23 protein-coding genes are annotated in these 22,042 nt (G+C 67.4%); 15 read left to right on the forward strand and 8 right to left on the reverse strand.

All coding sequences use genetic code 11. From position 1 onward, the window contains the following. Positions 1 to 7: 7 nt before the first annotated feature. The 11 genes from KHC28_RS25880 to KHC28_RS25930 all read left to right on the forward strand — a co-directional run bounded on the left by KHC28_RS25880 (position 8) and on the right by KHC28_RS25930 (position 11,674). On the forward strand, positions 8 to 901 hold the full coding sequence (locus tag KHC28_RS25880; RefSeq protein ID WP_214011252.1) for a branched-chain amino acid ABC transporter permease: 894 nt from the start codon (positions 8 to 10) through the stop codon (positions 899 to 901). Continuing rightward, positions 894 to 1,784, forward strand: coding sequence for a branched-chain amino acid ABC transporter permease (locus KHC28_RS25885; protein WP_214011253.1), 891 nt, complete (start codon positions 894 to 896; stop codon positions 1,782 to 1,784). The genes KHC28_RS25880 and KHC28_RS25885 overlap by 8 nt, the downstream gene beginning before the upstream one ends. Beyond that, on the forward strand, positions 1,777 to 2,544 hold the full coding sequence (locus KHC28_RS25890) for an ABC transporter ATP-binding protein (RefSeq protein ID WP_214011254.1): 768 nt from the start codon (positions 1,777 to 1,779) through the stop codon (positions 2,542 to 2,544). Before KHC28_RS25885 ends, KHC28_RS25890 begins: the two co-directional genes overlap by 8 nt. After that, positions 2,541 to 3,305 carry an ABC transporter ATP-binding protein gene (locus tag KHC28_RS25895; protein ID WP_246565190.1) on the forward strand — a complete coding sequence of 255 codons (765 nt, stop codon included), beginning with the start codon at positions 2,541 to 2,543 and terminating at the stop codon, positions 3,303 to 3,305. Before KHC28_RS25890 ends, KHC28_RS25895 begins: the two co-directional genes overlap by 4 nt. Before the next feature lie 22 nt (positions 3,306 to 3,327). Continuing rightward, complete coding sequence (locus KHC28_RS25900; RefSeq protein ID WP_214011255.1) at positions 3,328 to 4,584, forward strand: D-amino acid dehydrogenase; 1,257 nt, start codon at positions 3,328 to 3,330, stop codon at positions 4,582 to 4,584. A gap of 59 nt (positions 4,585 to 4,643) precedes the next feature. Further along, positions 4,644 to 5,450, forward strand: a complete 807-nt coding sequence (locus KHC28_RS25905) for a maleate cis-trans isomerase family protein (protein WP_214011256.1) — start codon at positions 4,644 to 4,646, stop codon at positions 5,448 to 5,450. A gap of 39 nt (positions 5,451 to 5,489) precedes the next feature. Further along, complete coding sequence (locus KHC28_RS25910; RefSeq protein WP_214011257.1) at positions 5,490 to 5,843, forward strand: RidA family protein; 354 nt, start codon at positions 5,490 to 5,492, stop codon at positions 5,841 to 5,843. Between the two features lie 382 nt (positions 5,844 to 6,225). Next, positions 6,226 to 6,387 carry a hypothetical protein gene (locus KHC28_RS25915; protein ID WP_214011258.1) on the forward strand — a complete coding sequence of 54 codons (162 nt, stop codon included), beginning with the start codon at positions 6,226 to 6,228 and terminating at the stop codon, positions 6,385 to 6,387. 333 nt (positions 6,388 to 6,720) lie between these two features. After that, positions 6,721 to 7,824 (forward strand): efflux RND transporter periplasmic adaptor subunit, encoded by a 1,104-nt coding sequence (locus tag KHC28_RS25920; protein ID WP_214011259.1) that lies wholly within the window; start codon positions 6,721 to 6,723, stop codon positions 7,822 to 7,824. Between the two features lie 17 nt (positions 7,825 to 7,841). Beyond that, a complete protein-coding gene (locus tag KHC28_RS25925) occupies positions 7,842 to 10,988 on the forward strand; it encodes an efflux RND transporter permease subunit (protein WP_214011260.1) in 3,147 nt (1,048 codons plus the stop codon). Positions 10,989 to 11,023: 35 nt separating this feature from the next. Further along, positions 11,024 to 11,674: a TetR/AcrR family transcriptional regulator gene (locus KHC28_RS25930; RefSeq protein ID WP_214011261.1), complete on the forward strand. Its 651-nt coding sequence runs from the start codon at positions 11,024 to 11,026 to the stop codon at positions 11,672 to 11,674. Between the two features lie 154 nt (positions 11,675 to 11,828). Here KHC28_RS25930 and KHC28_RS25935 read toward each other — a convergent pair whose 3' ends face one another. From KHC28_RS25935 to KHC28_RS25970, 8 genes are all read right to left on the reverse strand, one after another. Then, on the reverse strand, positions 11,829 to 12,278 hold the full coding sequence (locus KHC28_RS25935; RefSeq protein WP_312893340.1) for a type II 3-dehydroquinate dehydratase: 450 nt from the start codon (positions 12,276 to 12,278) through the stop codon (positions 11,829 to 11,831). A gap of 109 nt (positions 12,279 to 12,387) precedes the next feature. Then, positions 12,388 to 13,008 (reverse strand): glutathione S-transferase, encoded by a 621-nt coding sequence (locus KHC28_RS25940; RefSeq protein ID WP_214011263.1) that lies wholly within the window; start codon positions 13,006 to 13,008, stop codon positions 12,388 to 12,390. Continuing rightward, on the reverse strand, positions 13,005 to 13,430 hold the full coding sequence (locus tag KHC28_RS25945; protein WP_214011264.1) for a GlcG/HbpS family heme-binding protein: 426 nt from the start codon (positions 13,428 to 13,430) through the stop codon (positions 13,005 to 13,007). Before KHC28_RS25945 ends, KHC28_RS25940 begins: the two co-directional genes overlap by 4 nt. Positions 13,431 to 13,437: 7 nt before the next feature. Then, positions 13,438 to 14,115, reverse strand: a complete 678-nt coding sequence (locus KHC28_RS25950; RefSeq protein ID WP_214011265.1) for a DUF1028 domain-containing protein — start codon at positions 14,113 to 14,115, stop codon at positions 13,438 to 13,440. Between the two features lie 118 nt (positions 14,116 to 14,233). Continuing rightward, on the reverse strand, positions 14,234 to 14,656 hold the full coding sequence (locus KHC28_RS25955) for a RidA family protein (RefSeq protein ID WP_214011266.1): 423 nt from the start codon (positions 14,654 to 14,656) through the stop codon (positions 14,234 to 14,236). 21 nt (positions 14,657 to 14,677) lie between these two features. Further along, positions 14,678 to 15,880, reverse strand: a complete 1,203-nt coding sequence (gene argE / locus KHC28_RS25960) for an acetylornithine deacetylase (RefSeq protein WP_214011267.1) — start codon at positions 15,878 to 15,880, stop codon at positions 14,678 to 14,680. Between the two features lie 18 nt (positions 15,881 to 15,898). Beyond that, entirely contained in the window at positions 15,899 to 16,405 is a 507-nt protein-coding gene (locus tag KHC28_RS25965) for a flavin reductase family protein (protein ID WP_214011268.1), read from the reverse strand. Further along, the gene (locus tag KHC28_RS25970; RefSeq protein WP_214011269.1) at positions 16,402 to 17,856 is read right to left on the reverse strand and encodes a 4-hydroxyphenylacetate 3-hydroxylase family protein; all 1,455 of its coding nucleotides are present in this window, start codon (positions 17,854 to 17,856) and stop codon (positions 16,402 to 16,404) included. The genes KHC28_RS25965 and KHC28_RS25970 overlap by 4 nt, the downstream gene beginning before the upstream one ends. 132 nt (positions 17,857 to 17,988) lie before the next feature. Between KHC28_RS25970 and KHC28_RS25975 the strand changes: the two genes are divergently transcribed. The 4 genes from KHC28_RS25975 (at position 17,989) to KHC28_RS25990 (ending at position 21,973) form a co-directional block, all read left to right on the forward strand. After that, on the forward strand, positions 17,989 to 18,933 hold the full coding sequence (locus tag KHC28_RS25975; RefSeq protein ID WP_214011270.1) for a LysR family transcriptional regulator: 945 nt from the start codon (positions 17,989 to 17,991) through the stop codon (positions 18,931 to 18,933). A gap of 251 nt (positions 18,934 to 19,184) precedes the next feature. After that, positions 19,185 to 19,778, forward strand: a complete 594-nt coding sequence (locus tag KHC28_RS25980; RefSeq protein ID WP_246565191.1) for a HutD/Ves family protein — start codon at positions 19,185 to 19,187, stop codon at positions 19,776 to 19,778. A 149-nt stretch (positions 19,779 to 19,927) separates the two neighbouring features. Beyond that, entirely contained in the window at positions 19,928 to 20,863 is a 936-nt protein-coding gene (locus KHC28_RS25985) for a 2-hydroxyacid dehydrogenase (protein ID WP_214011271.1), read from the forward strand. An 84-nt stretch (positions 20,864 to 20,947) separates the two neighbouring features. Then, positions 20,948 to 21,973 (forward strand): ABC transporter substrate-binding protein, encoded by a 1,026-nt coding sequence (locus KHC28_RS25990; RefSeq protein ID WP_214011272.1) that lies wholly within the window; start codon positions 20,948 to 20,950, stop codon positions 21,971 to 21,973. Positions 21,974 to 22,042: the final 69 nt, after the last annotated feature.

The following is a 22,042-nucleotide window of genomic DNA, read 5'->3' on the forward strand; positions in this document are numbered from 1 at the left end:
GAGCCTCATGATCCCGATCATCATCGACATCGTGCTGCGCACCGGCGACATCGCGCTCGCCGCCGTGGCGCTCAGCGCCGGCTACTCGCTGGTGAAGTTCCCCAACATCGCGCTGATGCAATACGCGACCGTCGGGCCCTTCCTCGCCTATCTCTTCGCTTCCTGGGGCGCACCGCTCGTTGCCGCCGCGCTTGCGGCCTGCATCGCCGTCGGCCTCATCGCCGTGCTGCTCAACATCACCGTGTTCGATCGCCTCCTAAAGTCCGGCTCGGCCATCGCCATGATCGGCTCGCTGGCCGCGGGCATGCTGTTCACCGCCGCCCTTCTGGTGACCGCAGGCCCGGATTCCCGCCATTTCGACTTCCCCGTGGAGGCACCGCTCAATGTGTTCGGCAGCCCGGTGACGGGGCCCCAGCTCCTCGCGGTCGCCATCTCGCTCGCCGCTTTCGTGCTGCTCGCCGCGCTGCTGTTCCTCACCGATATCGGCCGCTGCATGCGGGCCACCGCGACGAACCCAGACCTCGCCCGCGCCACCGGCATCGACGCGAGGCTGGTCGTGCGGGTGATCATCTTCCTCTCCGGCGTGCTCGCGGCGCTCGGCGGCATCGGCATCGCCGTCAAGGGCGAGCTCAACATCCTCATGGGGCAGGACCTGATGCTGCCGGTCTTCGCCGCCGCCATTCTCGGCGGGCTCGGCAACCCGATGGGCGCGATCTTCGGCGCGCTGGTCATCGCCACGGCGGAAACCCTCGCCGCGACACTGAATTTCGGTCCCCTGATCGGCAAGGCCTTCCTGTTCATCCCGGCCAACTACATCACGGCGGCGTCTTTCTTGATCCTCGTGCTCGCCCTGCTGTTCCGGCCGCACGGCCTGTTCGTGAACGAGGTGAAGCGTGTCTGAATTCGCCCTCCATGTCGCCACCATCGCCGCGCTCTATGCGATGCTGGCGCTCAGCCTGAACTTGCAGGCAGGTTTTGCCGGGCTAATCAATTTCGGCCAGATCGCTCTGTTCGGCTGCGGCACCTATGGCGCGGCGCTCGCCTTCTCGCATGCTCTCGGGCCGCTCGCGGGCTTTGCCCTCGGCCTCGTGCTGGTGGTGCTGGTGGCGCTGCTCTTTGCGCGGCTCGGCCGCAATTTGGGCGCCGACTATTGGGGCATCGCGACGTTGTCGATCGGCGAGATCCTGCGTACCATCGCCACCAATGAGATAGACATCACCGGCGGCGCGCAGGGTATTGGCGGCATTCCCGCATTGTTCGACACCGGCTCGCCCCTTTCCGGCCGCCTCATTCTTTTCGCTGTCGTGCTGGCAGCACTCATTGCGACCTGGTTCGCTTTCCGCCGCCTCACCCAGAGCAAGTTCGGCCTGTCGCTGCGCCTGCTGCGCGAGGAACCCCAGCTCGCCGCCGCCTTCGGCTACGATCTCGATGGACTCCGCCGGCGCATCATGCTGGCGGCGGCATTGCCTGCGGCACTGTCCGGCTTCCTGTTCGCCCACTACCTCACCTTTGTCGGGCCGGACCAGCTCTTCGCCAGCGAGACCTTCGTCATCTGGACCATGGTGGTGGTCGGCGGACTCGGCAGCCATGCCGGCGCGGTGATCGGCGCCATCGTGGTGCAATGCCTGTTCGCGCTGGTGCCCTTCGCCAAGGATGCCTTCGGCCTGCCATCCGAGTTCGTCGCCGCCATGCGCCTCGTGCTGATCGGCGGCGGACTGATCGGCTTCCTGCTGCTGCGCCCACAGGGCCTCATCCCGGAAAGAATTGGAGGCGTGCGTGGCTGAGACCGTCCTCGACGCACGCGCCTTGCGCAAATCCTTCGGTGCGCATCTGGTGCTCGACGATGTCGACCTCGCCGTCGAGGCGGGCAGCATCGTCGGCCTGCTGGGCCCGAACGGTTCGGGCAAGAGCACGCTGCTCAACGTGCTGACCGGCTTCCTCGCCGCCGACGGCGGGCAGGTGTCCCTGCGCGGCAGCTCCGTCGGTGCGCTGCCGCCTTCCTCCATCGCTCGGCTGGGACTGGTCCGCACCTTTCAGCTGCCGCGTATGCCCTCCCGCATGAGCGTGCGCGAGGTGCTGCTGGCGGCGAACCGCGCGCAGGGCGGCCTGTTCGACGCGCTCGTCGGCCGGCCCACCGACACGGCCCGCACCGACGATCTGCTGGAGCAGCTCAAGCTCGCCCCCGTTGCGGACCAGCCGGCGAGCGCGATTTCCGGCGGACAGAAGAAGCTGCTCTCCATTGCCGCCGCGCTGGCCAACCGGCCGAGCGTGCTCTGCCTCGACGAACCGACCGCCGGCGTCCACCCCAGCCTGCGCGAGCACATCGTGGCGATGCTCAAGCGCGCCAATGCCGGGGGCGTGACGCTGCTTATCGTGGAGCACGACATGGGCTTCGTGCGCAATCTGTGTCGGCGCTGCGTGGTGCTCGACCGCGGCAAGCTGATTGCCGATTGCCCGCCGCGTGAGCTGACCGAGCATCCGCGCGTGGTCGAGGCCTATCTTGGCCGCAAGGTGGCCCGCCCCGTGGTGGAGGTGCCGGCATGAACGCGCCACTCGCCCTTGCCGGCCCGGCGCCGCGTCCGCTGGAAGGCATGATCGTCACGCAGGGCCTGCGCGCCGGCTATGGCGACGGGCCGGACATCCTTCACGGTATCGACCTCGCCGTGGCGTCGGGCGAGATCGTCACCATTCTCGGACCGAACGGTTGCGGCAAGTCGACCTTGCTCAAAACCATAGGCGGCTTCGTCGTGCCGCGCGCCGGGCAGGTGCTGATCGATGCGCGCGACACGACAAGCGTGCCGGCGCACCTGCGCGTGCGCGAGCACCATGTGGGCTTCGTGCCGCAGACCGACAATGTCTTCGCCACGCTCAGCGTTGCCGAGAACATATTGCTCGGCGCGCGCTTCCTGGTGGCGAGCCAGCGCCGTGAGCGCTTGGCGCAGATCATGAAGGCTTATCCATCCCTCGCGGCGAAGAAGGACCGGCGCGCGTCCGCCCTGTCCGGCGGCGAGCGGCAATTGCTGTCCATCGCCCGCGCCCTGATCGCCGATCCCGCCGTGCTGCTGCTCGACGAGCCTTCGGCCGGCCTGTCGCCGCTGATGATGGACGAGGTGTTCGACGAGATCGTGTGCATCCGCGACCGGACCGGCATGACCATCCTGATGGTCGAGCAGAACGCTGCGCAGGCGCTCGCCATTTCCGACCGCGCCTATGTGCTGGCCCTCGGCCGGGTCGCCATCGAGCAGCGAGCGTCGGAACTGCTGAACAATCCCGAACTCGCCGGGCTCTATCTCGGCGCGCATTGAGCAAGGGCAGATCGAGGACGACATGAGGATCATCGTGCTCGGTGGCGGCGTCGTCGGCGTCACCACCGCCTATCAGCTCCAGAAGGACGGCCACGAGGTCGTCCTTCTGGAGAAGAACCCGCAGGTCGCCGACGAGACGAGCTGGGGCAATGCCGGCATGATCGCGCCGGGCCATTCCTTCGTCTGGTCCTCGCCCAAGGCGCCGATGATCCTGCTGAAGTCGCTGTTCCTGAAGGATCAGGCGCTGCGCTTCCGGCTCTCCGCCGACCCGCGGCTCTATGCCTGGTCGTGGCGCTTCCTGTTGGAATGCACGGCGGACAAGGCGAAGCGCAACACGCTGCTGAAGCACCGCCTCGCCGCCTATTCGCAGGCGGTGCTGCGCGAGGTGATCGGCGCGGAAGACATTGCGCGGGAGGATCTGGCCTACGATCGCAACGACCGCGGCATCCTCTATTTCCACCGCAGCCAGCAGGCGCTCGACGCCGGCATTGCCAATATGAGGCTGCTGGAATCCGACGGCCAGCTCATCAAGGTGCTCGACCGCGACGAGGTGGTCGCCCTCGACCCGGCGCTCGGCCATGCCCGCGAAAAGATCGCCGGCGCCATCTGGTGCCCGACCGACGAGACCGGCGACCCCGCCAAGTTCACCCGCGCGCTCGCCGCCATCGTCGCCCGGCGCGGCGGCGAGATCCGCACGGGCACCGCCATAGTCGGGCTGGAGACCTCCGGCGACGCGGTGACGGGGGTGAGAACCGGCGCCGGCACGGTGAAGGGCGACGCCTATGTGCTCGCCATGGGCACGGCGAGCGCGGGCCTTGCGCGGACGGTGGGCATCGCGCTGCCGATCTATCCCATCAAGGGCTATTCGCTCACCATTCCCATCGGCGGCCAGCCCCGGCCCCCGGCCCTCGGCAGCGTCGACGAGCACAACCTGGTCGCCATCTCGCGCTTCGGCGACCGCATCCGCGTGACCGCCACCGCGGAATTTGCCGGCTATGACAAAAGCCACACGCCGTCCGACTTCGCCTTCATGAAGAGGGTGACGCAGGAGCTCTACCCCGAGGGCGCGGATTACGGGCGCGCCGAGATGTGGGCGGGCCTGCGCCCGATGACGCCGACCAACCTGCCGTTCTTCGGCCGTCGGCACCTCGGCAATCTCTATCTCAACACCGGCCACGGCCATATCGGCTGGACCATGTCGCACGGCTCGGCGCGCATCACCGCCGACCTCATCGCCGGCCGCGCGCCGGCCATCCCCGTGGACGGCCTCGTGGCCTGACAGGCCGGGCCGGGGCTGCCGGCGCGGCGAAACCCAAGGTGAGACCCAAGGTGAAACCAATGACGCTTTCAGCCTCCCCGTCGACGGCGGCAACCGGGCCGGTGGATCTTGGTGTCCTGCCCTCGGACATCGCCCCGCGCATCGGCGAGCGGGCCAATATCGGGCTGGTCGTGCTCGGCACCGACCAGACCATCGAATATGAGTTCCGCAACCTGCTCACGCCGCCGGGCGTCGCGCTCTACGAGACGCGGCTCCACAGCGATGTCGACATCACCCCCGAGACATTGCGCGCCATCGGCCCGCGGATCGCTCCCTCGACCGACCTCATCCTGCCCGGCCTGTCGCTCGACGTGGTGGCCTTCGGCTGCACCTCGGCGACCATGCTGCTCGGCGAGGACTATGTGTCCGGCGAGATCCGCAAGGTGCGCCCCGACGTCGCCTGCACCACCCCGGTCACCGGCGCGCTCGCCGCGCTCAGGGCCTTGAACGCCGGCCGCATCGCGATGCTCACCCCCTATTCGCCGCAGATCACGGCGGGGATGGCGGATTACTTCGCCTCGCGCGGCGTCGAAATCGGCGCTTACGCCACCTTCGACCGCCGCGACGACCGCGACGCGGCCTCCATCTCGGTCGACTCCATCGTCGCCGGAGCCGAGCATCTCGCCGAACGGACGCCCGGCATCGAGGCGATCTTCGTCTCCTGCACCAGCCTGCGTGTGGTCGAAGCCGTCGCGCGCATCGAGGCGCTCACCGGCCTGCCGGTCACCTCGTCCAATCATGCGATGGCCTGGCACGCGCTGCGCCTCGCCGGCATCGACGACGCCGTGGCCGGCGCCGGGCGGCTATTCGAACGCGTCCTCGCCTGAGCGACGCTGATTGTCTTCACATCAGAAAAGGAGAACAAAATGAACGACATCGTCCGTATTGAGCCAGGCCCGCGCATGAGCCAGGCGGTCATCCATGGCGGCCTCGCCTATCTCGCCGGCCAGGTCGCCCTCGATGCGCCCGGCGCCAGCGTGACCGAGCAGACGCAGTCCATCCTCGCGCGCATCGACACGCTGCTGGCAGCCGCGGGCACCGGCAAGGAGAGGCTGCTCACCGCTTCGATCTGGCTCGCCGGCATTGCAAGCTTCGCCGAGATGAACGCGGTGTGGGACGCCTGGGTCGCGCCCGGCGCCGCGCCGGCTCGCGCCACTGTGGAATCGAAGCTCGCGGCCCCGCAATTCACCGTCGAGATCGCGGTGGTGGCGGCGACCTGACCTTCCGCGACGACCGGCCGTGGACGCGCCCTTCCAGGTCCGAGGGTATCCCATCGCCATGCCTCCCACCACGGCCGGCCTCGTCCCCCCGTGCCTTCCTTGTCCGCCCATGGCCATCTCCTGCCGATCTGTCTCGTAAGGGGGCGACCTATCTGGCGGTGAAGATCTGCATTTCCGGCCCCACCGCCATCACTGCGCTACAGCTCCAATGCGCCCGCATGTGATGGGCAGCGCTGCTGCTTGGTGCGGTCGCCCTGGTCTGTGCCGGACGGGTGCCACGCCCATCGGTACGCGACCTCGGCACCTGCGCGGCGAGCGGCCGGCTGATGTGGGTTAACCGGCGACGGGTTGGCGACACTCGCCTCGCACCGTGGCGTGGCGAGTGACATCGTCATGGCCGTTCGGCGCCATCCCGCCGTGGAACTGCCTGCTCGAGCTGGTCATCGCCCGTACCGTGCCGTGGCGCGGGGTCGTGTTCGGCCTGGTGCTCGGCTTGTTCGGCCTCTTCCTCATCGTCGCGCCGACGCTCCCCGGCGCCCCCTAAGGCGGTCATCGAGCCGGGCGATGCCGAACTTGCCGCGCTCGTCCTGATCGGCGCGGGAGCGAGCTGGTCGCTCGGGACCATCGTGTAGCCCCCCACGGATGCGGTGCCTGCAGCCGGAATGGGCGGCCAGCTTCCAGATGCTCGCCGCCAGGGTGAGGGCGCATCCGCGCGGAACCGATAAGTGATAAGTGCTGACTGACGAATATTGACATTCGTTACTTATTGCGGCACGTTCCCTTCGCTGCGGGTGGCTCGGTGAACATGTGCCACGCCCCCGGACTTGCCGCCCGGCTCATCCGCAGCGCTGCAACTTTCCAACACATCGAGGGCGCCATGCGCGGAAGCTCATTGCTTTCCAGCTTCCTTCCGGTCATTGCCGTCACCGGGCTAGCCGCGGTGCTCGCCGGCTGTGGGCCGGCGGACAGTTCGCAGCCGGAGCCCGACAAGGTCAGGCCCGTGTTGGCCCGCCCGGTCGCCTTCGAGCCGCGCATCGGCGAGCGCAGCCTTGTCGGGATCATCCAGGCCCGGGTCGAAAGCGACCTCGGTTTCCGCGTTCAGGGCAAGGTTGCCAGGCGCCTCGTCAATGTGGGGGACGTGGTTCACCAGGGCGACGCGCTCGCCACCCTCGATGAGGTCGATCTCGGGCTCCAGGTCGAGCAGGCGGAAGCCGAGCGCGGTGCCGCACTCGCCGCACGCGAGCAGGCGGAAGCCGAATTCCGTCGCGCTGAACGATTGTCCAAGGATGGTTGGGCGACCGCCTCCACCCTCGATACGCGGCGCGCCGCCCTGGAAGAGGCGAAGGGCCGTCTCGCACGTGCCGAGCGCGCGCTCGACCTCGCCAGAAACGCATCGTCCTATGCCGTGCTGCGCGCCGATGCGGAGGGTGTCGTCACCTCGACCGCGGTCGAGCCGGGGCAGGTGGTGCAGCCGGGTTTCGCCGCTATTCGTCTCGCCCGTACGGCCGAGAAGGAAGCGGTTGTCGCTGTTCCGGAAACGTTCGTGGAACGTGCCCGCGCCTCGAAAGCCGTGGTCACGCTGTGGTCGGACCCGAATGCCCATTACGCAGCGACGCTGCGCGAGCTGTCGCCAGCCGCCGACCCGGCGACACGGACATATCTGGCGAAGTTCACCATGCCGACGGCGGGCGCCGACGTGCAACTGGGCATGACGGCGACCGTCACGCTGACCGAGCCGAACGCAGGTCGCGTCGTTCGCCTTCCGTTTACGGCGCTTGTCGATCAGGGCAAGGGCCCCTTCGTCTGGACGGTCGATCCAGCCGGAAAGCTCGCCGCCAAGCAGGTCACGGTTGCGGCCTATGAGGCGAAGGATGTGCTCGTGACCTCAGGCCTTGCCGACGGTGACCGGGTTGTCCTGATCGGTGCCCAGAAGCTCGACGCCGGCGTCGCCGTCCGTGCCGTCGACCGGTTCTCGTTCTGAGCGAGGCTATGACGTCCATGGATCGTTTCAACCTGTCGCGCTGGGCGGTCGAGCACCGTCCGCTCGTCCTGTTCCTGATCATCGCCATCGCGATCGCCGGGGCCGTGTCGTTCCAGCGGCTCGGACGTTCCGAGGACCCGAACTTTACCGTCAAGGTCGCGGTGCTGACCGCCGTGTGGCCGGGCGCGACCGCGCGGGAGATGCAGGACCAGGTCGCGGACCTGATCGAGAAGAAGCTTCAGGAGCTTCCGCATTTCGACAAGGTGCAGACCTATGTGAAGCCGTCCTTCACCGCGATGCAGATCACCTTTCGCGACGACACGCTGCCCGCGGAAGTCCCCGGCCTGTTCTACCAGATCCGCAAGAAGATGGATGACGTCCGTCCCTCGCTGCCGGCCGGCGTGATCGGTCCCAGCGTCAATGACGAGTATGGCGACGTCGACTCGATCCTCACCATGCTGACGGGCGACGGTGTGGATTATGCCCAGCTCAAGAAGGTCGCCGATGCGCTTCGCCAGCGGCTGCTCAAGGTGGCGGGTGTCGTCAAGGTGAACATCTATGGTGTGCAGCAGGAGCGCATCTTCGTCGAGTTCAGCCATGCCAAGCTGGCCACGCTCGGAGTGACGCCGCAGGCGATCTTCGATTCACTCGCCCGACAGAACGACGTCACGCCCGCCGGCACGGTGGAGACCGACACGCGCCGTATTCCTCTGCGGGTTACCGGAGCGCTCGACGGTGTCAAGGCGGTGGCGGAGACCCCGGTTGAATCGGGTGGGCGTACCTTCCGGCTGGGCGACATCGCCACCATCACGCGCGGCTTCGTCGACCCGCCGGACTTCCTCGTCCGCCAGCGCGGCCAACCGGCGCTGGGCGTCGGCGTGGTCATGGCGCGCGGCGCGAACATCCTGAAATTCGGCGAGGACGTCCTTGCCGAGACCCGCGCCTTCCAGGCGGAGGTGCCGCAGGGCGTTTCCTTCGAGCAGATCGCCGACCAGCCCGAGATCGTCGAGGAATCGATCTGGGAGTTCGAGCGCTCCTTCGTCGAGGCATTGGCGATCGTGCTCGGCGTCTCGTTCCTGTCCCTCGGGTGGCGCACGGGCATCGTGGTGGCGCTATCCGTGCCGCTGGTGCTCGCCGCGACCTTCGTCGTCATGTACGCGCTCGGCATGGACCTGCACCGCATCACCCTCGGCGCACTGATCATCGCGCTCGGGTTGCTGGTCGACGATGCCATCATCGCCGTGGAGATGATGGTCGTGAAGATGGAGCAGGGCTACGACCGCATGGCGGCAGCGGCCTTCGCCTGGACATCCACCGCCTTCCCGATGCTCACCGGGACCGCGGTCACCGTTGCGGGCTTCCTTCCCGTGGGTTTCGCGAAGTCCGCGGCGGGGGAATATGCCGGCGGCATCTTCTGGGTGGTCGGCATTGCACTCGCTGCCTCGTGGATCGTCGCCGTGGTATTCACGCCCTATCTTGGCGTCATGCTTCTGCCCTCGTCGCTCGCAAAGGCCGGTGCGCACGAAGACCACGACGCGATCTACCAGACCCGCCTCTATCGCGGTCTGCGCGCGGTGATCCGCGCCTGCGTGCGGTGGCGGATCACGACCGTCGCAATCACGGTCGCCATCTTCTTCACTTCCGTCGTCGGTTTCGGACTGGTCCAGCAGCAGTTCTTTCCGCTTTCCGAGCGCAAGGAGCTTTTCCTCCAGCTTCGCCTTCCCGAAGGATCCTCGATTAGCGCGACGACCCGTATCGTCAGTGAAGCGGAGAAACTGATCGGCCAGGCCGATCCCGATATCCAGACCTTCACCGCCTATGTCGGACAGGGCTCGCCCCGCTTCTGGCTGGGCCTGAACCCGACCTTGCCCAACGAGGCTTTCGCCGAAGTCGTGATCCTGACCCGGTCCATCGAGGGTCGCGAGCGGGTGAAGAAGCGGCTCGAAGCCGCCGTCGACTCCGGTGCCCTCGCCGGGGCGCGCGTGCGCGTCGACCGCTTCTCCTTCGGGCCGCCGGTCGGCTTTCCGGTACAGTTCCGCGTTATCGGGCCGGACCCGATGAAGGTGCGCGCGATCGCCTATCAGGTCCGCGATGCGCTGCGTGCCAATCCCGATGCGATCGACCCGCATCTCGACTGGAACGAGATGTCGCCATCGGTGCAGCTCGTGGTCGACCAGGAGCGCGCCCGCGCACTCGGGCTCAACGTTCAGGATGTATCGCAAACCCTGCAGACCCTGATCTCGGGTCTCACCGTCACCACGGTTCGGGACGGCGTCGAGCAGGTGGGCGTGGTGGCCCGCGCGACCGCCGACGAGAGGCTGGACCTCGGCCATGTCGGCGACCTGACGATCGTCGCCCGCAACGGCATCGCCGTGCCCCTGTCGCAGGTCGCCCGGCTCGACTATGTGCAGGAAGATCCGATCCTGTGGCGGCGCAACCGCGACACGGCGATCACCGTACGGGCCGATGTGGTCGACGGTGTCCAGCCCCCCGACGTGACGGCGCGGATCCTGCCGCTGCTGCAGCCGATCAAGGACGGTCTCGAGCCCGGCTACCGCATAGAGACCGGCGGCGCGGTCGAGGAATCGGAGAAGGCGAATGCCGCGCTGTTCGTCGTCTTCCCGATCATGTTCCTTGCCATGCTCACCTTGCTGATGCTCCAGCTGCAGAGCTTCTCGCGACTCGCTCTGGTGTTCGCGACAGCTCCGCTCGGGCTGATCGGAACCTCGGCGGGCCTGCTCATCGCCCAGAAGCCGTTCGGCTTTGTGGCCCTGCTCGGAGTGATCGCGCTCGCCGGGATGATCATGCGCAACACCGTGATCCTCGTCGACCAGATCGAGAGCGACGTCGCCTCGGGCTCCCACACGCGCGGAGAGGCCATCATCGAGGCGACCGTCCGGCGGGCACGGCCGGTGGTGCTGACGGCGCTGGCCGCGATCCTCGCGATGATCCCGCTTTCGTCGAGCGCGTTCTGGAGCCCGATGGCGGTCACGATCATGGGCGGACTGTTTGTCGCGACCTTCTTGACCATCCTGTTCCTGCCCGCGCTCTACGCACTCTGCTTTCGAAACTCGCTCAACGAGCGCGGCCTGCCGGCCGCACACATGGGAGGGGATGCCGCGGCAGGCACGCATCCGGCTCTGGCTGTTGAAGGACAACGCTAGGACATGTCCCTCATGGCTGTTTGGGAGTAGACTGAATGGACCATTCATCGAGTGCCGCCGCCCGAATGACCGTTCAGTCCCAGAGCTCCAGCCGCCGTCAGGACGGCTCGGAGGGGCAGCGCGAGATTCTCGCCGCCGCGCAGAAGCTGTTCACGACGATCGGCTACCGTAAGACCACGGTGGCCGATATCGCGGCCGAGCTCGGCATGAGCCCTGCCAATGTTTACCGCTTCTTCGACAGCAAGAAATCGATCAATGAAGGGGTCGCCGAGCTTCTGCTCGACGGGATCGTGGCCGATCTGGCAGTGATCGCGGCGTCCACGGCGCGCCCTTCGACGCGGCTTGCCGAATTCCTTCGGACACTGGCGCGGCTCAGCGACGAGCGCTTCATGACCAATAGCCGTGTGAACGACATGGTCGAGGACGCGATGACGGAGAGCTGGAGCGTCTGCGTGCGCTATGCCGAGCGTGTCCAGGCGATGGTCGCGCGCATCGTCGAGGACGGCCGGGTTTCAGGCGAGTTCAGTATCGAGGACGCGGCGATCGGCGCGGGTTGCGTGAAGGTGGCGATGACCTGTTTCATGCATCCCACCATGATGGCGCTCAGCACAGATTTCGACAGGCCCGGGATCGAGGAGGTCATCGCCTTCATACTGCGCGGCCTCGGTCAAAAGGCGGCGGGCTGAAGCGCGCGTCGGTCGGCACGGCGCCCGATCCAGGACGGCGCCTGTCTTGCCATGATGATGCCTGTCCTGCTCATGCGTCCGCTTCGCGGCGCCGTGCACCGTTTCATCGATGCCGTGCGCGGCAGAATCTCTCTCGAGAGGGAGGCGTACGCGCTCAGACCGTGCCGCGCAGCTGCGCCACCAGCGCCTCGATGGCGAGCTCGTAGCCCATCGGGCCGGCGCCGATGATGCAGCCGGTCACCGCGGCCGAGAGCGGCGAGAAATGCCGCAGCTTCTCGCGCTTGAACACGTTGCTCACATGCACCTGGAACGCCGGCTTGCCGAGCGCCGACAGGGCGTCGAGGATGCCGATCGAGCCATAGGACAGGCTGGCGGCGTTGATGATGATGCCGTCCGCCTCGGTGCGCGCCTCCTGGAGCCAGTCGATCAGCACGCCCTCATGGTTGGACTGGCGGAAGCGCAGCGTGGCGCCGAGGCCGGCCGCCTTCGCCTCGCAGCGCGCGCCGATGTCGGCCAGCGTCAGGCTGCCATAGGGGCCGGTGGGGTCGAGCCCATAGAGATTGGCGTTGGGGCCGTTGACGACGTCGATACGCAGGGCGGTCACGGGCAGGCTCCGCAGGGGGACGAGACTTCGGGATGCAGGCTTGGAACAGGGGAGGGGCGCGGGCCGGGCGCCCGCGCCGCCTTTCGCTCGGGAGGCGGACGCGATGGGGTCAGGCGACGTGCTCGCGCGGGCGCGTCGCCGCCATGGACGGGCGCTCGTCGAAGGCGGCGAACCATGCCGTCGCCTGCGGCCGGCCCTCGCGCCAGTTGAGGTGCGCATAGCGGAAGTCGAGATAGCCGAGCGCGCAGCCCAGCGTGATCGTGCCGATCGTCACCGTGTCCGGCAGCTCCGGCGCCAGCGCCTCGATGCGGTCGAGCGCGCCGGCGATCTTGGCGAGTTGCGCCTTCGTCCAGTCCGGCCAGCGCAGATCCGCCGGGCGCGGCACCGTCTCGTAGCGGTTGGCGATGGCGGCATCGAGCAGCCCGTCGCCGAGCGCCTGCTGGGTCAGCGCCGCCCAGCGCGCCGGGCCGGCGGGCGGGAACAGCGCGGTGTCGCCGGCGGTGGCGGCGAGGTACTCGCAGATCACCGGGCTATCGAACAGCACGCTGCCGTCGTCGAGCACCAGCGCCGGGATCTTGCCGAGCGGGTTGAGGTCGACCAGCGCCGGGTCGCGGGTGAGCGGGCTCGCCGGGTTGAACTCGACTTCCAGCTTGCCGGCGAGGCCGGTCTCGTGGGCGACCGCCATCACCTTGCGGACGAAGGGCGAGGTCGGAGCATAGATCAGCTTCACGGTATCTGGTCCTCCGCGCCGATGGCGGCCAGACCCGCCCGCGCCACTTCCACGTCCTCGGCGCCCTTGCCGGAGCCCACCCCGATGGCGCCGACGCACTGGCCGTCGATGATGATCGGCAGGCCGCCTTCGAGATTGGTCAGCCGCTGGCCGGCGGCGAGCGACAGCTTCACCTCGTCCTTGGGGTTCAGCCGCGAGGAGGGCTGGCGATGCGAGGCGGCGGTGACCGCCTTGGACATCGAGGTCTCGCGGGACAAGAGCTTGGCGCCGTCCATGCGGATATAGGCGAGGAGGTTGCCCCCCTCGTCGACGATGGTGATGTTCTGCGGCACGCCGAGTTCGGTCGCTTTGGCGAGCGCACCATGCAGCGCCTTCAACGCGCCGTCATGGGTCAGCTTGAGGGCAGGGCGGGTGACCGACATGGCAGCCTCACTCATCGCCCGGCACGCCGTAGGACGGCGCGGTGGACGGGTCGAGGGCGCGGGTGACATAGGCTTCGAGCTGCGGCTTCCACAGCTCCCACAGCGCCGCCAGCTCGGCCATGACATCGCCGTCCGACCAGTCGATGCGCAGATCGGCGACCGGCCAGGCCACCTTGTCGACGATCAGCATGCCGACCGAGTGCACCGGGCCTTCCTCGCCGCCGGCCTTCACCGCCGCCTGCATGGCGGCGACCAGCCGGTCGCCGAGATCGGCGTCGGGCATCGACAGGAAGCTGTCGACCATCGCCTGCGGCACCGCCTTCGAGGACAGGAGGTTGCCCGCCGCCGCCACGTCGGGGGCAAAGGCGATGGTGTGGGTGCCGAGCGTCTTCACGCCGGAATGGCCGGCCGACCGGCCGGTCTTGCCCAGCACCACCACCTGCCGGTAGTCGAAATGCGGTGCCTCTTCCTTGAAGCGGGCCATCACCTCGTCGGCGGAAAGACCCTGTGCCAGGAGGTCGAGGCCCTTGGGGCCGAGCGTCGGGTCGGTGATGTTCTGCGTCGCCACCACGCCGACGCCGGCGCGGGCATGGGCGCAGCGCGCCGCCACCGCCGGCGAGGAGGACGACACCGCGATGCCGAAGCGCCCGGTGCGGGCGCAGCGGGCGGAGATGGAGAAGGTCACGTCGGCGCCTTTCAAAGCATTTTCAAGCGAAGTGGGTACCGGCTCGCGTGAAGAAAATGCGGTAAAACAAAAGGTTGCTGCATTTTCGTGGTTCAGGGAAACGCGGAAATACAGCAGCTCAGGCGGCGTCGGGGATGACGGCGGTCACTTCGATCTCGACCAGCCATTCCGGCCGGGCGAGCGCCGGCACCACGAGGCCGGTGGAGCAGGGGAATACGCCGGCCAGCCACTTGCCCATCTCCAGATAGACGGCTTCACGGTAGCGGATGTCGGTGACGTAGACGACGATGCGGCAGATATGGCTCATGTCGCTGCCGGCTTCCTCCAGCAGCAGCTTGATGTTGGCCATCGCCTTCTCGGTCTGCTTGCCGGCATCGCCGACATGGAGGCTCTCGCGGGTGTCGAGATCCTGCGCCACCTGCCCGCGCAGGAACACCATGGTGCCCCGAGCCACCACGCCCTGCGACAGGTCGTTGTTCAGCTTCTGCTCGGGATAGGTTTCCTTGGTGTTGAACGGGCGGATGCGGGTGTGCACGACCATGGGAGTGACCTCGTTGGGAGTTCAGAACAGCGGATCGGAAGGGGTGTCGCCGAGCGTCAGCGCCAGGCGATGCATCAGGTGTTCGGCGCGGGCGAGTTCGTCGAGGCCGATCCATTCGTCGGCCTTGTGCGCGCGGGCGATGTCGCCCGGGCCGCACACCAGCGTCGCAATGCCGGCCTCGTCATAGAGCCCGGCCTCGGTGCCATAGGCCAGCGTGATCGGCGCCTCGTTGGAGCCGGCGAGCCGGGAGAGCCTGGCGGCGGCCGGCAGATCTGCCGGGGTGTCGAGGCCGGGATAGGCGCTGATCGGTTCGACCGTGATGTCGGCCTCGGGCGCCTGCGCCTTCAGGTTTGCGCGCACCTCGGCGACGAGCGCGTCGATGCGGGCCTTGATGGTGGCGGCGTCGGCACCGGGAATGGTGCGCACCTCATAGTCGAGCACCGCGCGATCGGGGACGAGGTTCAGCGCCGTGCCGCCATGCAGCGCGCCGACATGCACGGTGGTGTAGGGCGGCTCGAAGGCGTCGTCGGTGATCGTGGTGAGCGAGGCGCCGATCGCCTCCAACCCGACGACGATCTTGGCGGCGGCGTTCACTGCATTGGCGGCGCGATGGGGCAGGGCGGAATGCCCGCCCTTGCCGGTGATGATGAGGCGGTTGGCGAACTTGCCCTTGTGCGCCCGCGCCACCTTGAGCGAGCTCGGCTCGCCGACGAGGCACAGCATTGGGGGCACCGCGAGCGCGGCGGTGGCGGCGACGAGATCGGGCGCGCCGGCGCAGCCGACCTCCTCGTCATAGGAGAAGCACAGATGCACCGGGCGCTGCGTGGCGTGGCGCACGAAGTCCGGCACCGCCGCCAGCACGGTGGCGAGGAAGCCCTTCATGTCGGAGGAGCCGCGCCCATAGAGCTTGCCGTCGCGGATCGTCGCGGTGAAGGGCGGGCTCGACCAGTCCTGTCCCTCCACCGGCACCACGTCGGTATGGGCGGAGAGCGCGAGGCCGGGGGCATCGGCCGGGCCGATGGTGGCGAGCAGCGAGGCCTTGTCGCCGCCGGCGTTGTAGAGACGCCGGCTGGTGACGCCGTGTTCGGCGAGATAAGCCTCGATGTAGTCGACGACCGGCAGGTTGGAGACGGCACTGATCGAGGGAAACGCGATCAGGTCGGCCAGAAGACGCAGAAGCCCGGCCGAGGGCTCGGCGCCCTCCGCTGCGGTCCCGCTACGCAACGCCCCCACGCTCATGCCTTACGCGACCTCGAGCTTGTGGTAGCCGCGGTTGGAATAGACCAGCGGCTTGGTCTCGAAGCTTTCCAGCGCCACCACCTCGCCGGCGATGATGTGGTGGGTGCCGAACTCGAACACGCTGGCGATCTTGCAGTCGAAGCGGCACAGGGCACCCGGCAGCACCGGCGCGCCGGTATGGAGGGCGTCCCATTCCGCCACCGCGAAACGATCCTCGCGCAGCTCCGGGATCAGGCCGGCAAAGCTGTCGGCCACCCGGTGCTGGTCATGGGCGAGGATGTTGGCGGCGAACACGCCGTTGCTCAGCAGCGTCGACAGGATGCGGCTGCCCTTGTGCAGGCAGAACAGCACCGAGGGCGGCTCCATCGACAGCGAGCACAGCGAGGAGACGGTGACGCCGCCCCGTCCGGCTTCGCCGTCGGTGGTCACGACGGTCACGCCGGAGGCGGTACGCCCCATGGCAGCGCGAAAATCGGCCTGACTGAAGAGGGCGGCGTCGATCTGGCTCATTTTCCGGTACCCATCACCTTGTCCGACAGGCCGGCCGCCTTGCGCACGAAGTCGAGCGGGCCGGAGAAGTCGAAGCTGTTGTAGACGGCGTTCAGGTGGTTGAAGTGCGGCGCCTGCGCGAACTGCACGAAGGTCAGCCGGTGGCCGGCATAGTCGGAGTTGAGCAGGTCGCGGGCGAAGGCCAGCAGCTTGCGGCGGTCCTCGCTCTCCCACTGCTTGTTCAGCGAGTAGAACTTCTTCAGCCAGTCGCCCGAGCCCTCGGCCTCGAAGGCGGCGGCGTTCGGGGTGACGCAGATCTGGCCGCCGCACAGTTCGCGGGCGATGTGCATCATCGCCGGCAGGCCGCTGCAGGCATGGACGCGGCCGGCATAGAGCATCGACTGGTTGGGCATCAGAAGCCCGCCGGGGCTCTTCTCGGCCAGCGTGATCGCGGCGGTGAGATGCGCGTTGATGCCCTCGCGGTAGACCACGAGGTCGGCGAGCTTCTCACGCACCGACTGCAGCTTGTCGAGGCCGGTCTGCTTGGCGTTCCACATCGCCGCGCCGATCATCATGTCGGCGACGTAAAGCAGGCGGTGCACATAGGGGAAGGCGGAGTAGCGGTGCAGCGTGGCGCGGATGAACTGCGCCGCCTTGGTGTGCCGGTAGAAGAACACGTTCTCCCACGGGATCAGCACGTTGTCGAAGATCACCAGCGATTCGACCTCGTCGAACTTGTTGGCGAGCGGGTAGTCCTTCGGGTTGTTGCGCCCGGCAAAGGAGGAGCGGCAGATCTGCCGCACGCCCGGCGCGCCCATGTCGATGATGCCGCCCACCGCGTAGTCGGACAGCGTCTCGTTGGTCCAGGCGCCGACGGTCGGCTTCAGGAAGGCCTGGTCGGCATAGGCGGCGGCGGTCTCGTATTTGGCGCCGCGGATGACGATGCCGGCATCGGTCTCCTTGACCACATGCACCATCATGTCGGGGTCCTGCTCCTGCGGCGGCAGGGAACGGTCGCCCTTGGGGTCGGTGTTGGCCGAGATGTGGAAGATGTCGTTCTCGAAGATGTTCTGCACGTGCCGGTCGACATTGTCGGCGAAGCGCGGGTCGAACTCGGCGAGCACGTCGCGCCCGTCGATCAGCGACCACACCTCGCCGATGGTCTCGTCGCCGACGCGGGTGACCACGCCGCCAATGTCCTGCATCACCGCGTCGACGGCCTCGACCTTGTCGGTCCAGTCCTTGGTGTCACGCGGCGGCTTGTAGAAGATGGTGTTGCGCTTGTTGTCCTCGACGTAGGTCAGGCGGTCCTGGTACTTCGCCTCATGGGCCATGTCGTACATGCGGGCCCGAACGTCGACGATCGGCTTGAAGGCCGGGTGCTGGGTGACGTCCTTCACCCGCTCGCCGTCCATCCAGACCTCACGGCCGTCCTGAAGTCCCTCACGATACTGGTCGCCGGTACGGATCATGATTCCATCCTTATTCCTGTGAGGAAATATTGCGTCGCGGCGATAGATCGGTAAAATATTATCATTCATTTTTTGGGATAAAAAAATCCGATGCGGAAAGGCCGAGGCGAGTGAACCGATGCGAGTGAACCCATGAACGTCTCGCTCCGGGCCCTGCGCTACGTCGTGGCGACCGCCGACTTCGGCAATCTGACCGAGGCGGCGAAGTTCCTGAACGTGTCGCAGCCCTCGATCTCGGCGGCGGTGGCGCAGTTCGAGGCCGAATGCGGCGTGCAGATCTTCGTGCGCCACCACGCCAAGGGCGTCACCACCACCATTGCCGGCACCCGCATCATCAACGAGGCGCGGCTCTTGCTTAACCACGCCCGCGACTTCGGCCAGAACGCCCGGGCGATGGCCGACGAGGTGCGCGGCGAGATCACGGTGGGCTGCTTCTGGACGCTGGCCACCCATTTCATGCCGAGCCTGCTGTCCGACTTTGCCGAAAGCCATCCCGGCATCTCGGTCAGCCTCGACGAGGGCGACCAGGCGCAGATCCTCGACGCCATCATCTCCGGCCGCACCGAGCTCGCCTTTTCCTATGAATTCGCCGTGCCAGAAGAGGTGGTGGCCGAGCCGCTGGCCGAGCTGCCGCCCTATGTGGTGCTGCATCCCGATCATCCGCTCGCCCAGCGCGACAACGTCCGCCTCGCCGACCTCAAGGACGAGCCCTTCATCCTGCTCGACCTGCCGCATTCGCGCGACTATTTCCTCGGCCTGTTCCGCGCGGTGGGCATCGAGCCGCGCATCGCCTTCCGCTCCAAGGCCTATGAGCTGACACGCGGCCTGGTCGGCCACGGGCGCGGCTATACCATCCAGAACGTCATGCCGCGCACCCAGACCACGCATGATGGCGGCCGGGTGGCGGCGGTGCCGCTGGTGGAGCGGCTGGAGCCGGTGCATCTCGTCAGCCTGCGGTTGCGGCGGCAGGCGCCGCGTCCGGCGGTGGAGGTGTTCGCCCGCCATTTGAAGGAATCGTTCTCGCCCGGCGGGGTGTTCGCCCCCGGCACGCTGTCGCCGCAGGTGACCATACGCTGAGTCCTCCGGCGGGCGCCGCAACGGCCGGGAACGGGGGCGGTCGTCGTTCCCCGACACCTTCCTCTCCCCTTGGGGAGAGGTGTGCGCTGGTACCTCCGCCTCCATAACCGCGCCCTATGCAATCCATCGGCAAACTGTTGCCATGGCGTCCGCTTCCCCCGATTGCCGGGGCGTAACGACGCTCGTTAGTCTCCGGCCTCTTTGGCAGAGGGGGAGCGTCGCCGGCGGGTCCGGCGGCGTGGGAGTGCATCATGTCGCTGAAAGTCCTGACCATGTCCGACTACGTCGTCACGCCGTGGAAGAACGGCGGCGGCGTCACCAGCGACGTGTTCCTGTTCCCCGAGGGGGCGACGCATGAAAGCTTCGACATCCGCCTCAGCCTGGCGCCTATCGTCGCTGAGGGCGCCTTCTCCTCCTTCCCCGGCATCGACCGCCACATCACCCGCCTCAGCGCCGCCCCGCTCGGCCTCGTCTTCGGCCGCGAGACCCGCGAGCTGAAGCGGCTGGAGCCGCTCTATTTCGACAGTGTGCTGCAGCCGCGCTCGGTGCTGCCGGACGGGCCGGCTGAGGTGCTCAACGTGATGACGCGGCGCGGGCGCTGGAACGCGCAGGTCATGCCGGTCGCCGGAGCCAACGAGCCGCTGCTGGCGGTGCCCGATGGCGGGCTCGTGGTGCTGCATGCGGTCTCCGGCGCCTGGCAGGTCGGCGACCGGGTGGGCTCGGTGATCGTGCGTCCGGGCGAGACGCTGATCGCCCGCGAGGAGACGACGCTGCGTGCCTCCTCGCAGCGTGATGGCGAGGCGATCGTCGCCTTCCTGTCGCCGACCCGGCGCCAGGATAGCTAGATTTATTTTTCCAATCTTGGGTAACAATAAAAAGTATTTTTCTATTTAGCTCGCAACCGCAACATTTCCTGTCAGGAAAAACACCGACGGGAATTGCATTCGATGCAGCGCTTCGCCGACTCTGCACGCCTCAACAAGGAGGCCCCGTAATGGGACGCGATGCCCTCGTCTTCTACAGCCCCGTCGACAGCGCCGAGGAATGGCGCGCGGCGATGGCCGCCGAACTGCCCGATCTCGATTTCCGCGTCGACCCCGAGGTCGGCGATCCGTCCGAGGTCCACTATGTCCTCGCCTGGACACCGCCGGATGGTTTCTTCGCCCGCTTCCCGAATCTGAAGCTGGTCACCAATCTCGGTGCCGGCGTCGATCGGCTGGTCAATCGCGACGACCTGGTGCCGGTGCATTTCTCGCGCCTGAACGACACCGGCATGACGGCGATGATGACCAGCTACGTCGTCTTCGCCGTCACCCGCTACGCCCGCGACATGCACGTCTTCGAGCGCGCCAAGCGGCGCGGCGAGTGGGAATATGTGCATCCGCGCCCGCTCGCCGACATCAAGGTCGCCGTGCTCGGCCTCGGCGAGCTCGGCGGTCCCGCCGCCGCCATGCTGGCGCAGATGGGCTATGCCGTCTCCGGCTGGTCGCGCTCGCTGAAGTCCATCCCCGGCGTGCGCTCGCTCACCGGCCGCGAGGGTCTGGAAACCATCCTCCGGGAAAGCGAGATCGTCGTCAGCCTCATCCCGCTGACCAAGGAATCGCGCGGCTTGCTCGGTGCCGCCGAACTCGCCTTGATGCCGAAGGGCGCCAAGTTCATCAACGCCTCGCGCGGGCCGGTGGTCGACGAGGACGCGCTCGTCGCCGCGCTCACCTCCGGCACCCTGGCCGAGGCGACGCTCGACGTCTTCAATGTCGAGCCGCTGCCCACCGGCCATCCGCTCTGGGCGCTCGACAACGTGTTGATCACCCCGCACATGGCCAGCATCACCGTGCCGGCGCTCGCCGCCCGCGACGTCGCCGAGAGCATTCGCCGCGTGCGCGCCGGCCAGCCGCCGCTGCATGAGATCGATCCCGCCCGCGGCTACTAGCTCGCGGGCAGGCGGCTCGCGGCCAACGATGTCGCGGCCGGAAATTCCGGCGGGTCATGCCGCCCAATGAAGAGAGGTGGAACTATGAAGAAGCTTGCTTTCGCGCTTGGCGCGCTGGCTGTGATGGCCTCGGCCACCGTTGCCTCGGCCCAGGAGAAGCTGGTCATCAGCACCTGGGGCGGCAACTGGAAGGAAGGCGTCGCCATCGTCGGCAAGGAATTCACCAAGCGCACCGGCGTCGAGGTGGAGTACATCACCGGCGGCACGCTGGACCGTCTGGCCAAGGCCAAGGTCGCCCGCGACAACCCGGAATCCGACCTCGTCAACACCACCGCCCATGTCGGCTATCTCTATTATTCCGACGGGCTGATGGAGAAGCTCGACTGGTCGAAGATCCCGAACGCCGCCAAGCTCTACCCGATGGCGAAGCGCTCGGACTACACCGTCGCCGACTATGTCTACGTCTACACGCCGGCCTTCCGTAAGGACCTGATGCCGAAGGACTTCAAGATCACCAGCTGGGAAGACCTGTGGAGCCCGGCGGTCGCCGGCAAGCTCGGCCTGCCCGACTTCGATCCGAGCCACGTCATCATCGCCGCCACCAAGCTCGCCGGCGTGAAGCCGGAGGAGTGGGACAAGGTGAAGCCGAAGCTGCTCGAGCTGAAGAAGAGCATCAAGGCCTTCTACCAGTCGGATGCCACCAGCCAGAACCTGATGCGCACCGGCGAGACGCCGGTCCAGGTGCTCTTGAACATCAACGGCTACCACCTTGAGAAGCTCGGCATGGATGTCGAGATCGACGTGCCGAAGGAAGGCGCCGTCGCCGGTACCGACGTGTGGGGCATCAACGCCAACTCCAAGAAGAAGGCGCTGGCCGAGCAGTTCCTCAACATCGCGCTCGAGCCGGCGATGCTCGCCCAGCTGTGCAACTTCCACAAGTGCTCGCCGATGACCTCGGAGGCGAAGCTCGATCCGGAAATCGCCAAGCTGCCGGGCATCTTCACCAGCCAGGAAGCCATCGAGAAGGGCGCCATCGTCCTCGACGACAAGACCTATGCCACCCTGCTGCCGCAGTGGAAGGCGTGGTTCACCGAGAACATGATGCACTGAGACGCGGAGAGGGCGGTCGACGGCCTCGCGCTGCCGGCTGTTCCGTTCCACCTGCTTTCCGGACACCGG

Origin of the sequence: Ancylobacter sonchi (genome assembly GCF_018390695.1) — a bacterium.
In the GTDB taxonomy this organism is placed as follows: Bacteria; Pseudomonadota; Alphaproteobacteria; order Rhizobiales; family Xanthobacteraceae; genus Ancylobacter; species Ancylobacter sonchi.